The following is a 12,509-nucleotide window of genomic DNA, read 5'->3' as shown; positions in this document are numbered from 1 at the left end:
TGGCGCACCTGGTAGATCCACGCCATGCGTGGATGAGGTGCCCTCCCGGGTAGGGTCAGAGCCCTTGCCTGCGGAAAGGGATCCGACTCCGTGCCATCAGATCTTCAAATAGATCTTGCGCCGGTCCAGCCACCACACCACGCCCCACCACAGCGCGACGAACGCCAGCGCCTGCAGCATCGATGCCAGCTCAAGCGCCTGCGGCATCGCGGCGGCCAGTTGCTGCCAGATCCAGCTCCAGGCACCGCTGGCCATCAACGCCACCGACATCACCGAGGCCCCCAGATACGCGGTGATCGCATTGACGCCGAAGCGCCGGCCCAGCGCCGGCCATCCCTTCTGGTCGATCAGCACGTGGCCCAACCACAGTGCCAGCGCGGCCAGGCCACCGGTCCACAGCACGTAGCTGGGCGTCCACAGCTGCTTGTTCAACGGCAGCACCCCGGCCAGCAGCAGGCCCAGCACGGCGGTCACCGCACCCAGCCCCGCCAGCGCGGCGGCACGTCCGCTGCGCAGCAGGCCACCGGCCAACAGGCCAAGTACGGTACTGGCCAGCGCACCCAGCGTGCTCAGCAACCCTTCCGGGTCGTGGCCCAGTCCGGTATCGGCCTGCCACTGGTAGATCCAGGGGGCGAACAGCGTGGTGTCCAGGCGGCTGGCCGGGTTGGTCCACGGCGCCAGCTCACCGATGCCCAGCAGCAGCACCGTGTACCCCACCAGCAGCGTGACCAGCACGCCCACCTGCATGCGCGGCCGCGCATACACCGCCAGCACACCCACCAACGCTGCGCACACCGCGATCCTTTGCAGCACGCCCCAGATGCGGAAGTGATGGGTATGCAGCGCCCACCAGATCAGCAGGTGCAGCAGCGCACCGGCCGCCAGGATGCGCAGCGCGCGCTCCAGTACGCCGCGCGCCAACGCCGGTCGCGCCGCCGTATCCTGCGCGCGCGGTGCCACGCTGAAGGCCATCGACACGCCCACCAGGAACAGGAAGAACGGGAACACCAGGTCGGTGGGCGTGCAGCCGTGCCATTCCGAATGGCGCAGCGGTGCAAACACCGCACTCCAGTCACCCGGATTGTTGACCAGCAGCATCGCCGCCACGGTGATGCCGCGCAGGGCATCGATCGAGCCCAGGCGGCGTGGCGGCGTACTGTTCATCAGGCGGCCTCGTACTGTCCGGCAATCCAGGTACCACGCACCTGCAGGGCGTCGTCCAGCAGCACCAGGTCGGCCTGGTAGCCCTCGGCGATATGGCCCAGGCGGTCGTCGACGTTGAGGAACTGCGCCGGATAGGTCGACGCCATGCGTGCGGCTTCGGCCAGCGGTTGGCCAAGCAGCTGCACGGTATTGCGCACGGCGGTGGCCATGTCCAGCGCAGAACCGGCCAGCGAACCGGCGGCATTGCGCACCACGCCATCGATGGCGGTGATGGTTTCACCGTACAGCACATAGCTGGGATCGTCGGCACCGACCGGCGGCATCGCATCGGTTACCAGCAGCAGGCGGCCACGCGGCTTGGCCGCCAGTGCCACGCGCAGGCTGGCCGGGTGCACATGCACGCCATCGACGATGATGCCGATCCAGCTGTCGCGGTCTTCCAGCGCAGCGCCCACTGCGCCGGGCTCGCGGCCCTGCAGTGGCGACATCGCGTTGTACAGGTGGGTGAAACCGCGCACGCCCGCATCCAGGCCGGCGCGGATTTCTTCGTAGGTGCCTGCGGTGTGGCCGGCGGCAACGATCACGCCCCGCTCGACCAGTGCACGGATGGTCTCCAGCGGCACGCGCTCCGGCGCCAGCGTCAGCAGGGTCACGCCGTTGTCCAGCGACGCGGCCAGTGCGATCTCTTCTTCATCCGGCACGCGGAACTTGCTGGCATCGTGCGTGCCCTTGCGCGCCGGCGCGATGTACGGGCCTTCCAGGTGGATGCCGATCACCCCCGGCACGCCCTGCGCGATGGCCTCGCGCATCGCACCGATGGCTTCGCGCATCACCGCCACGTCATCGCTGATCAGCGTGGGCAGCATCGCGGTGGTACCGAAACGGCGATGGGCCTGCGCGATGGTGCGCAGCGCCGCCACGTCCGGCGTGTTGTTGAACAGCGCGCCGCCGCCGCCATTGACCTGCACGTCGATGAAGCCGGGCAGCAGCCAGCCGCCGCCCAGGTCCACCTGTTCGGCCGCGTGGCCAAGCTGCGGCGCGGCATCGGGCAGCAGCGCGCTGATGCGGCCGTCTTCGATCACCACCGCCAGGTCGTCGCGGAACTCATCGCCCGCCAGGATGCGGGCGTTGCGCAGCACGGTTGCCATCACACCGTCTCCGTGACCTTGTTCAGATGCGGCGGCAGGTCCGGGTTGAAGCCACGGCGCAGCGCCAGCGCGTTGATCGCGCGGTAGAAGCTCTGCACGGTCAGCAACGGTGCACACAACGGATGCGGCGCGGCGGCCACCGGCAGGTTGCCACCGGCACCGGCCAGCCACACCTGCGCGCCGCGTGCGGTGAACTCATCGACCACCGCACGGGTACCGGCGCCGGTTTCGTCCGGCTGGGCGAAGGCCAGCACCGGGAAGCCGCGGTCGACCAGCGCCATCGGGCCGTGCTTGACCTCGGCCGAGCTGTAGGCCTCGGCGTGCAGGCTGCAGGTTTCCTTGAACTTCAGCGCGGCTTCCTGCGCTGCACCCAGGCCCAGGCCACGGCCGAGCACGAACAGGTTGGTGGCGTCGACCAGGCCCTCGGTCACCGCGCTCCAGTCGCACTGCCAGGCCTCACGCAGCGCATCGGGCAGCAGGTCCAGCGCTGCACGCAGGCTGCTGTCCTGCTTCCAGTACGCGGCCAGCTGCAGCAACGCGGCCAGCGAGGCCAGGTAGCTCTTGGTCGCCGCCACGCTCTTTTCGGCGCCCGCGTGCAGCGGAATGACCGTGTCGGCCAGCTGCGCCAGCGGCGAATCCTCGACGTTGACCAGCGCGATCACGCCCGCGCCGGCGGCCTTGGCCGCCTCGGCGTTGCGCAGCAGGTCCGGGCTCTTGCCCGACTGCGAAATGACGATGAACAACGCACCGCGCAGCTGCAGCGGCGCGGCGTAGACCGAACCCACCGACGGCGAGGCCGACGCGACCACCAGGCCCAGTTGGGTCTCCAGCAGGTATTTGCCGTAGGTAGCGGCGTGGTCGGAGCTGCCACGTGCGCAGGTGACCACGAACGGCGGCGGCGCGGCGCGCAGGCTGGCAGCCAGCGTTTCCAGGGTGGCGTGGTTGCGCGAGAACTGGCGGGCAACCACGTCGGCCGCTTCGGCGGCCTCGGCGAACATCAGGGTGGACGTGGGATCTGACAGCGACATGGCGGGCTCAGGCAGGATCGGAAGGAAGGGGGCGTGCGCCGGCCGGGCGCATCGGCGCGGTCGAGCCGCGCACCACCAGCTGCGGCACGAAGCCCTGGTTGTGCAGCGGCGCCGGCGCATCGTCGTAGGCATCGCTGCGCAGCTGCGCGATCAGCAGGCGCGCGGCGTGGCGGGCGATGTCCTCGGTGGCCTGCTTGGCGGTGGTCAGCGGCGGCCACGACTGGCGCGAGAACGGGCTGTCCTCGAACCCGGCGATGGACAGGTCGTAGGGCACGTTCATGCCGGCCGACTTGGCAGCGGCCAGCACGCCGGCGGCGATTTCGTCGTTGGAACCGAAGATGGCGGTGGGCGGCTCGCGCAGCGCCAGCAGGCGGCGCGCACCCCGGAAGCCGTCGTCGAAGGTGTAGTCGCCCTGCACCACCAGGTGCTTGTCCACGGTCATGCCGTAGTCCTTCAGCGCGGCTTCGTAACCGGCATAGCGTTCGCCCGAGGAGCGGTGCGAGCTGCCCCCCCACAGGAAGCCGATGCGCTGGTGGCCCAGCTGGATCAGGTGTTCGGTGATCTCGTAGGCGGCCTCGCGGTCGTCGACGAACACGCAGGCACCGTCGGCCGGGTCTTCAGTGGCGGCGATGATGCGCACCAGCTTGATGCCACGCGCAGTCAGCGCCTGGATCAGGTCGCGGCGCTCGGACATCGGCGCGGTCAGCACCAGCCCGGCCAGGCGCGAACGCTGTACCCAGTCGGCCAGCTCATCGGCCAGCAGCGGCGAGCTGGAATCGCAGGGATGGATCTGCAGGCCGAAGCCGGTCTCGCGGCAGGCGGCCAGCACGCCGTTCTGCACGCCGATGATGTGGTACGGGTTCGGGTTGTCGTAGACCAGCCCGATCACGAAGGTGGTGCCGCTGCGCAGGTTGCGTGCGGACGGATCGGGCTCGTAGTCGAGTTCGGCGATGGCACGCAGTACCCGCGCACGGGTGGCCTGCATCACCGAAGGTTCGTTGTTGATCACCCGCGAGACCGTCTTCAGCGAGACCTTGGCCTTCTCCGCAACGTCCTTGATGGTCGCTCTGCGCATGGGTTTTCCCTGGGGTTGGCTGCCGTCCATCATCGCCGATCAGGCCTTGTCCTGCGGCAGGCCGGCACGATGGCCGATCACCGAGTAGAACAGGATGTACAGGTAGCACGGCACCATCAGCAGCACGAACACCAGCTGGAAGTCGATGTGCTGCTTGAGCACGGCGAACAGCTGCGGAATGATCGCGCCGCCGGCAATGCCCATCACCAGCAGCGCCGAGCCGGTCTCGGTGAAACGGCCCAGGCCGCGGATCGCCAGCGGGAAGATCGCCGGCCACATCATGGCGTTGGCGAAGCCCAGCAGGGCCACGAAGGCCACCGAGACGTAGCCGTGGGTGGCCCAGGCGCCCAGGCAGAACACCACGCCCAGCACGGCCGAGAAGGTCAGGTAGCGCGACTGCGACACCACGTTGGGGATCAGCAGCAGGCCGACGACATAGCCGACCAGCATCGCGCCCAGGGTCAGCGAGGTGAACATCTTGGTCTGGTCCAGCGGCAGGTCGAAACCATGGCCGTAGGTACCGATCGCATCACCGGCCATCACCTCCACGCCCACGTAGACGAACAGGCACAACACGCCCAGCCACAGGTGCGGGAACTGGAAGATGCTGCGCCGTTCGGCGGCACCGGCGGCGACCGGCGTGGCGTTGGCTTCGGATGACTTGATTTCCGGCAGCGGCGAGAACAGCACGGCCACCGCCAGCACCACCAGCAGCGCGGCCATCGCCAGGTACGGGGTGTGGATCTTGGCCGCGAACTCGTTCAGCAGCGCGGCCTTGGTGACCGCATCAGCCGCCTGCACCTGCGCATCAAGGTCGCCGATGCCATGCAGCACCAGCGTGCCGATCAGCACCGGGGCGAGCATGCCGGCGATCTTGTTGCAGATGCCCATCAGCGCGATGCGGCGCGCTGCGGTCTCGATCGGGCCGAGGATGGAAATGTAGGGGTTGATCGCGGTCTGCAGCAGGGCCAGGCCGCTGCCGATCACGAACAGGCCGCCGAGCGCGCCCGGGTACCAGCGCTGGGTGGCGAATTCGCCGAACAGGGCGGCCCCCCCGGCCATCACCAGCAGGCTCAGGCTCAGGCCCTTCTTCATGCCGGTACGGCGCAGGATCCACGACGCTGGCAGGGCCAGGAAGAAGTAGGACAGGTAGAACACCATCAGCACCAGGAAGGCGCCGACCTCGCTGAGTTCGAAGGCCAGCTTGACGAAGGTGATCAGCGGACCGTTGAGCCAGGTGAAGAAGCCGATCAGGAAGAACAGCACGCCGACGATGGCGATGGAGGTGGCCACGTTCGGGCGCGCGCTTGCAGCGGGGACGGCGGACATCAGGAGGGCTCCTGCGGCGACGGCCGCAGAACGCGGCGTCGGAGAGTGGCTGGGAACAACGTTGTCACATTCTTTCGATGGACAACGGCGGTTTGTCAACTTCCATCCGACGCCCCCTGCGCGCCATGTTGCACTGCGCAAGGGAGTGGCCGTGCATCCCGCTGAATGCGCCGCGCGGCTTGAGCCCCATGGCACAACGGTTCACGCGTGAATCCCGCATTCACGCCATGTAAACGTTTACCACGTGGCGCATTCGTTGCGGCGCAGCAACGAAAGTGTCACGAACTCGTTGACATCGTTGTCAGCGCGGTTACAGACTCCGGCCCAATCGCCGCTCCCGATCCCTGGGCCGGCCCCACCTGCAGCAGGAGCCCGCGTGACCGCCAGCCACCCCGCCCCGGCCCATGTCCTGTCCCGCGTCGCGCCCTCGTTCCTGGCCGCCGACGTCGGTGGCACCCATGTGCGCGTGGCCCGGGTCCAGGCCAGCGGCGATGCCGCCCATCCGGTGCAGGTGCTGGAATACCGCAAGTACCGCAACGCCGACCACGCCGGTCTCAGCGCGATCCTGTCCGACTTCCTGGGCGAAGGCCCGCGCCCCACGCACTGCGTGGTCGCCAGCGCCGGCTACGCCCGCGAGGACGGCACCGTGATCACCGCAAACCTGCCGTGGCCGTTGTCGGCGCGCCAGGTGGAAGCCGATGTGGGCCTGCAGCGGGTCTACATCGTCAACGACTTCGAGGCGGTGGCCTACGCTGCCGCGCAGGTCGACGCCAGCGGCGTGCTGCACCTGTGCGGCCCGGACACCGCCGCGCGTGGCCCGACCCTGGTGGTCGGCCCCGGCACCGGCCTGGGCGCCGCGCTGTGGATCCCCACCGCGCACGGCCCGGTGGTGCTGCCCACCGAAGCCGGCCAGCCGACCCTGGCGGCCAGCACCGAACTGGAAATGGCCATCGTCCGCCACATGCAGCGTGATCGCGCCCATGTGTCGATCGAGCATGCGATCTCTGGCCCGGGCCTGATGAACCTGTACCGCGCGGTCTGCGCGCTGCAGGGGCAGGCGCCGACGCTGGCCAGCCCCGATGCGGTCACCGCTGCGGCCATGGCCGATACCGATGCGCACGCGCGCCAGGCGCTGGATGTGTTCTGCGGCCTGCTCGGCAGCACCATCGGTGACATGGCGCTGTTCTACGGCGCGCATGGGGGCGTCTACCTGGCCGGCGGCATCCTGCCGCAGATCCGCGAATACCTGCATGCCAGCACGTTCGTCGAGCGCTACCTGCAGAAGGGACCGATGGGCGAAGCGCTGGCACGCATCCCGGTGAAGGTCGTCGAGCACGGCCAGCTGGGCGTGGTGGGCGCGGCCAGCTGGTACCTGCAGCAGTCCGCGGCCTGACACCGCAACAGGCTTCAACGCAATCGCAGCACGCAGTACGTGGCACGCCAACGCACGGGACTTCGCCGCCGCCCCGCGCATGTCATCGCAACCGTTATCGAACACCGCCGCCGGCATCCAATCGAGTGATGAGGAGAGACATCATGAACACCCGCAAGACCCTGCTTTCGGCCGCCATCGTCAGCTGCATCGCCTTCAGTGCGCACGCGCAGCAGGCTGCCCCGACCGCCACCGACCTGGACACCGTGACCGTTACCGGCATCCGTGGCTCGATGGAAAAATCGCTGGACACCAAGCGCGAAGCCAATGCGCGCGTGGAAGTGGTCACCGCCGAAGACGTGGGCAAGCTGCCGGCGCACAACGTTGCCGACACCCTGCAGCGCCTGCCGGGCGTCAACATCAGCTCCTCCAGCGCCGATGAAGGCGGCTTCGACGAAGCCGACCGTGTCAGCCTGCGCGGCACCAGCCCGAGCCTGACCCAGACCCTGATCAACGGCCACACCGTCGGTTCGGCCGACTGGTTCGTGCTCAGCCAGGGCAACAACGTCGGCCGCAGCGTCAGCTACTCGCTGCTGCCGTCCGAACTGGTCAGCTCGGTGGAAGTGAACAAGTCCTCGCAGGCCAAGCTGCAGGACGGCGGCACCACCGGCACCGTCAACATCATCACCCGCAAGCCACTGGAGTTCTCCAAGCCGTTCACCGCGGAAGGCTCGATCGGCCTGGTGCGCTCGGACCAGGCCAAGTCGAACGACCCGCAGTATTCGGCGCTGTTCAACTACAAGAACGACGAAGGCACCTTCGGCGTGATGGTGCAGGGCTTCAGCCAGAAGCGCGAACTGCGCCGTGAAGCGCAGGAAATCCCGGGTGGCTTCTTCAAGATCGGCGCAAACGATCCGGTCGCCAGGACCAATCCGGACCTGATCGGCGTCAACGTTCCGGGCCTGCTGGGTTCGACCCTGTTCGAACAGACCCGCGAGCGCAAGGGCGGCCTGGTCTCGCTGCAGTTCAAGCCGAGTGACAGCCTCACCCTCGGCCTGAATGGTTTCAGCTCCGAGCTGAAGGCGAACAACTACAACCGCAACTTCATGATGTTCGGCAACAGCTTCGCCAAGTCGCAGGCGCCGGATCCGGGCTATGTGGTCAAGGATGGCGTGCTGACCAATGCCACCTACCGGGGCGTGCCGGGCACCGACTACGCGGTGTACGACATGATCTACCGTGAGTCGAAGGCCAAGTCGAGCTATGTCACCTTCGATGCCGACTGGCAAATCAACGACAGCCTGACGGCAAAGTTCCAGGCCGGCAGCACCAAGGGCACCGGCGAAACGCCGCGCCAGTACATCGCCGAAGTCACCCTGGCCAACGGCGGCGGCGCCAGCTGGGCCACCCACGGCAATGGCTCGCCGATCGACTGGAACGTCGGCGGCGACATCTCGCCCAACGGCGTGACCAGCTTCGGCACCTGGGGCAACCAGCAGGTCACCGCCGAAGACAAGGAGAAGTGGGCCACGCTCGACTTCAACCAGTACTTCAACGATGGCGGCGTGCTGAGCTCGATCGACTTCGGCCTGCGTTTCGCCGACCACAAGCGCGAAGCACTGTCGCCGGAAGGCGCAACGCCGGGTGACATCTGGAGCGCACTGAAGAACGGCGCGACGGCCAACTATCCCAGCGGCTTTGCCGGCGACATCGGCGGCACCTTCCCGCGCAACCTCTGGTACTTCACGCCGGGCGCGCTGAAGGACGCGGTGACCAACAACTCCACCTGGCTGGCCGGCAATGATGGCCCGACCGGTCGCCACAACTACGGCGCCGAATGGAAGGTGAAGGAAAAGAACTTCGCCGGCTACGTGCAGGCCAACTTCCGCGGCGACTGGTGGAGCGGCAACGTCGGCCTGCGCTACGTCAACATCAAGCAGGACATCGACACCTACAACGCCGTCAGCAAGGCCGCCGATGCCGATGTCAGCAGCCTGTTCGGCATGTGGGAGCGCCTGGCCTTCCAGAACAAGCGCAACCGTGTGCTGCCCAGCGCCAACATCAAGTTCGACCTGGACGACTCGCTGGTGCTGCGCGTCGCCGCCTCGCAGACCCAGACCCTGCCGGACTATTCGGCACTGGGTGCCTCCTCGTACGGTTCGGACCTGAACCGCACCGGCGGCGGCGGCAATCCGAACCTCAAGCCGACCCTGTCCACCAACCTGGACGCCAACCTGGAGTGGTACTTCATGCCGCGCGGCCTGCTGTCGGTGGGCGCGTATCACATGGACCTGAAGGACTACATCGCCTTCGACGTGGTCTCGCGCCAGCTGTACAGCGAACTGACCAACCAGCTCGAGACCTACCAGATCTCCACCCCGATCAATGCCGACGGCAAGGTCACCGGCGTGGAAGTGGCCTACGAGCAGCCGATCGGCGAGTACTTCGGCATCAATGCCAACTACACCTATGCCAACGGCACCACCTCGCATACCTGGTCGGATGGCTCGCACAACCTGCTGGGCACCTCGAAGAACACCTACAACGTGGGTGCCTACTTCGAGAACGAGCGCTTCGGTGCCCGCGTCAGCTACACCCGCCGTTCCTCGTTCCTGATCAGCCTGTCCGGTACCAATCCGTACTACCAGGATGACTTCGGCACGCTGTCGGCATCGCTGAGCTTCAAGGCCACCGATTGGCTGAGCATCAGCCTGGATGGCCTGAACCTCAACAACCCGACCTACAAGTACTACCAGACCGCGGCCATCCCGACCTCGTTCTACAGCAACGGTCGCCAGTACTACCTCAACTTCCGCTTCAAGTACTGATCCAGCGGCAGCAACATCGCCGAGTCGTGCACGCACGCCGGGCCTGGGTCATTCCGGGCCCGGCGTTTTTCATGTATAGCGTTCATCGCACCGTTCCAAGGAGTCGTTCCGATGGTCAAGCCTTCCCGCGCCCGGATGCGCAGCGCGCTGCTGCTGGGCAGCCTGATCGCCCTGCTGCCGGCACTGCCGGCGCTGGCCGCCGATCCCACGCCCGCCACCGAAGCCCCCGGCCCGCAGCTGCGCACCGGCAGCCTGATGCTGATTCCCGCGCCAGCCACTGTGCAACGCGGCCAGGGCAGCGGCATCACCGTGCGCGGCGATACCGTGCTGCTGGCCGAAGGCGAGGCCGCACAGCGCGTCGCCAGCCAGTTCGCCGACCTGCTGGCGCGCAGTGGCGGCCCGCGCCTGGCGCTGGCCAAGGGCAAGACGGCGGCCAGGACCGGTGGCATCCGCTTCCAGATCGTGCCCACCTTCCGCGACAGCGGTGAGAGCTACACGCTGGAAAGCACCGCACAGGGCGTCGTGGTACAGGCCGGCAACGAAACCGGCCTGTTCTATGGCGCAACCACCCTCGCACAGCTCGCCACCGGCGGCAGCAACGGCGTGCTGCCGGCAGTGCAGATCCAGGACGCGCCACGCTTCAGCTGGCGCGGTTTCATGCTCGACTCGGCACGGCATTTCCAGAGCCTGGACGAGATCAAGCGCGTGCTCGATGCGATGGCCGCGCACAAGCTGAACACCTTCCATTGGCACCTGACCGATGACCAGGGTTGGCGCATGGAGATCAAGCGCTACCCGAAGCTGACCGAGGTGGGCAGCTGCCGCCTGCCGGCCGGCGACGGTGGCATCGATCCGGTCACTGGCAAGGAGCATCCGTATTGCGGCTTCTACACGCAGGACCAGATCCGCGAAGTGATCGCCTATGCCGCGAAGCTGCATATCCAGGTGATTCCGGAAATCGATGTGCCGGGGCACGCGACCGCAGCGATTGCCGCGTACCCGGAACTGGGTTCGATCAATACCCCGCTGAAGCCGATCAGCGAATGGGGCGTGTTCCCGAACCTGTTCAACGTCGAAGACAGCACCGTCACCTTCCTCGAAAACGTGCTGGAAGAGGTGATTGCGCTGTTCCCGGCCAGGTACGTGCACGTCGGCGGCGACGAGGCGGTCAAGGACCAGTGGGAAGCCTCCAGGCAGGTCCAGCAGCGCATGCGTGCGCTGGGCATCAAGGATGAAATGGCCATGCAGAGCCACATCATCAAGCGCCTGGAGACCTTCCTGGAGGAGCACGACCGGCGCCTGATCGGCTGGGATGAAATCCTCGAAGGCGGGCTGCCGCCGCAGGCCACGGTGATGTCCTGGCAGGGCACCGAAGGTGGCCTGGCCGCGGCCAGTGCCGGCCATGACGTGGTCATGTCGCCGGTCGGCTACCTGTATCTGGACTACCTGCAGACGGCCTCGCCGAACGAACCTCCCGGCCGCCCGACCCAGGTCAACCTCGGCAAGCTGTACAACTTCGAACCGGTGCCGGCCGAGCTTGCGGCCGACAAGCGCCAGCACATCCTGGGCCTGCAGGCCAACATGTTCACCGAACACACGCGCACCTACGCGCGCCTGCAGCACAACCTGTTCCCACGCCTGGCCGCAGTGGCCGAGACCGGCTGGAGCACGCCGGAACATCGTGACTTCCGCGATTTCCTCGCGCGCCTGCCCGCGCAGCTGCAACGCTACCGCGCCTGGGGCCTGGCCTACGCGCAGACGCCGTTCGAAGTGGGCGTGGACTACACCGATGATCGCGCGAAGAACTCCGTGACCGTGTCGCTGGCCAACCCGCTGGGCTATGAGGTGCGCTACAGCACCGATGGCCAGCCGGTGACGGCGCAGTCGCCGCTGTACCAGCAGCCGCTGACCGCGCAGCTGCCTGCTACCGTACAGGCCGCCGCGTTCTACCAGGGCCAGATGCTGGCGGCGAAGCCGACGGTCGCAGCGTTCAGCGCACAATCGCTGCTCAGCCGCCGCAGCGATGAACTGCTCAGCTGCGTGGGCAAGAAGGGTCTGGTGCTGCGCCTGGAAGACGATGGCCCGCGCGAGGGAACGCGTGCGGTGTTCAACGTGGACATCTTCCAGCCGTGCTGGCGCTGGCCGCAGGCGCAGCTGGACGGCATCGGCAGCGTGGAAGTCCGCGCGGGGCGCATTCCGTACTACTTCCAGCTGGCCCACGACGAGCCCAAGCGTCGCTTCGAGAAGCCCAAGCGCGCGCATGGGGAGATGCTGGTTCGTCGTGGCGACTGCAGCGGCAAGGTGCTGGCGGAAGTGCCGTTGCCGGCCAAGCCGGATGCCGATGGCTTCGTGACGCTGCGTGCGGCGCTGCCGAAGCGGACGCAGGGCACCGCTGACCTGTGCATCAACTTCACCGGCGACACGCGCCCGGCGATGTGGGTTCTGGATGAGGTCACGCTGCGGAAATGACGGCAGGCCTGTCCGGGTGGGTGCCGACCTTGGTCGGCACCTCGGGCACTTCATCCATGCATGGCGTGGATCTACGGTTAGGTGCCAACCTGGGTT

Annotated in this window: 8 protein-coding genes; 3 read left to right on the top strand and 5 right to left on the bottom strand. The window is 67.4% G+C overall.

What is annotated here, in order from left to right; translation table 11 throughout:
• Window positions 1-96: 96 nt before the first annotated feature.
• From LRM18_RS09260 to LRM18_RS09240, 5 genes are read right to left on the bottom strand one after another with little or no spacing between them, the layout of a single operon-like run.
• The gene (locus LRM18_RS09260) at window positions 97-1,164 is read right to left on the bottom strand and encodes a heparan-alpha-glucosaminide N-acetyltransferase domain-containing protein (RefSeq protein WP_270953720.1); all 1,068 of its coding nucleotides are present in this window, start codon (window positions 1,162-1,164) and stop codon (window positions 97-99) included.
• Window positions 1,164-2,312 (bottom strand): N-acetylglucosamine-6-phosphate deacetylase, encoded by a 1,149-nt coding sequence (nagA, locus tag LRM18_RS09255; RefSeq protein ID WP_053505134.1) that lies wholly within the window; start codon window positions 2,310-2,312, stop codon window positions 1,164-1,166. The genes LRM18_RS09260 and nagA overlap by 1 nt, the downstream gene beginning before the upstream one ends.
• Complete coding sequence (locus LRM18_RS09250; RefSeq protein ID WP_270953718.1) at window positions 2,312-3,340, bottom strand: SIS domain-containing protein; 1,029 nt, start codon at window positions 3,338-3,340, stop codon at window positions 2,312-2,314. The genes nagA and LRM18_RS09250 overlap by 1 nt, the downstream gene beginning before the upstream one ends.
• 7 nt (window positions 3,341-3,347) lie before the next feature.
• On the bottom strand, window positions 3,348-4,415 hold the full coding sequence (locus LRM18_RS09245; protein ID WP_005411045.1) for a LacI family DNA-binding transcriptional regulator: 1,068 nt from the start codon (window positions 4,413-4,415) through the stop codon (window positions 3,348-3,350).
• A 39-nt stretch (window positions 4,416-4,454) separates the two neighbouring features.
• The gene (locus LRM18_RS09240; RefSeq protein ID WP_049466707.1) at window positions 4,455-5,744 is read right to left on the bottom strand and encodes a sugar MFS transporter; all 1,290 of its coding nucleotides are present in this window, start codon (window positions 5,742-5,744) and stop codon (window positions 4,455-4,457) included.
• Between the two features lie 376 nt (window positions 5,745-6,120).
• Between LRM18_RS09240 and LRM18_RS09235 the strand changes: the two genes are divergently transcribed.
• From LRM18_RS09235 to LRM18_RS09225, 3 genes are all read left to right on the top strand, one after another.
• Window positions 6,121-7,137, top strand: coding sequence for a glucokinase family protein (locus LRM18_RS09235; RefSeq protein WP_014038497.1), 1,017 nt, complete (start codon window positions 6,121-6,123; stop codon window positions 7,135-7,137).
• A gap of 143 nt (window positions 7,138-7,280) precedes the next feature.
• Window positions 7,281-9,944: a TonB-dependent receptor gene (locus tag LRM18_RS09230; protein WP_057494989.1), complete on the top strand. Its 2,664-nt coding sequence runs from the start codon at window positions 7,281-7,283 to the stop codon at window positions 9,942-9,944.
• A 111-nt stretch (window positions 9,945-10,055) separates the two neighbouring features.
• Entirely contained in the window at window positions 10,056-12,413 is a 2,358-nt protein-coding gene (locus LRM18_RS09225) for a family 20 glycosylhydrolase (RefSeq protein WP_270953707.1), read from the top strand.
• Window positions 12,414-12,509 lie beyond the last annotated feature (96 nt).

The sequence above is a fragment of the Stenotrophomonas sp. PI_27 genome (assembly GCF_027854495.1).
Taxonomy (GTDB): Bacteria; Pseudomonadota; Gammaproteobacteria; order Xanthomonadales; family Xanthomonadaceae; genus Stenotrophomonas; species Stenotrophomonas pavanii.
Note: the sequence above shows the minus strand (reverse complement) of the source record. Positions and strands in the feature narration are given on the sequence as shown.

Coding starts and splice junctions, on each gene's coding strand:
- LRM18_RS09260 (WP_270953720.1), bottom strand. CDS start 1,164: ATGAACAGTACGCCGCCACGCCGCCTGGGCTCGATCGATGCCCTGCGC.
- nagA (WP_053505134.1), bottom strand. CDS start 2,312: ATGGCAACCGTGCTGCGCAACGCCCGCATCCTGGCGGGCGATGAGTTC.
- LRM18_RS09250 (WP_270953718.1), bottom strand. CDS start 3,340: ATGTCGCTGTCAGATCCCACGTCCACCCTGATGTTCGCCGAGGCCGCC.
- LRM18_RS09245 (WP_005411045.1), bottom strand. CDS start 4,415: ATGCGCAGAGCGACCATCAAGGACGTTGCGGAGAAGGCCAAGGTCTCG.
- LRM18_RS09240 (WP_049466707.1), bottom strand. CDS start 5,744: ATGTCCGCCGTCCCCGCTGCAAGCGCGCGCCCGAACGTGGCCACCTCC.
- LRM18_RS09230 (WP_057494989.1), top strand. CDS start 7,281: ATGAACACCCGCAAGACCCTGCTTTCGGCCGCCATCGTCAGCTGCATC.
- LRM18_RS09225 (WP_270953707.1), top strand. CDS start 10,056: ATGGTCAAGCCTTCCCGCGCCCGGATGCGCAGCGCGCTGCTGCTGGGC.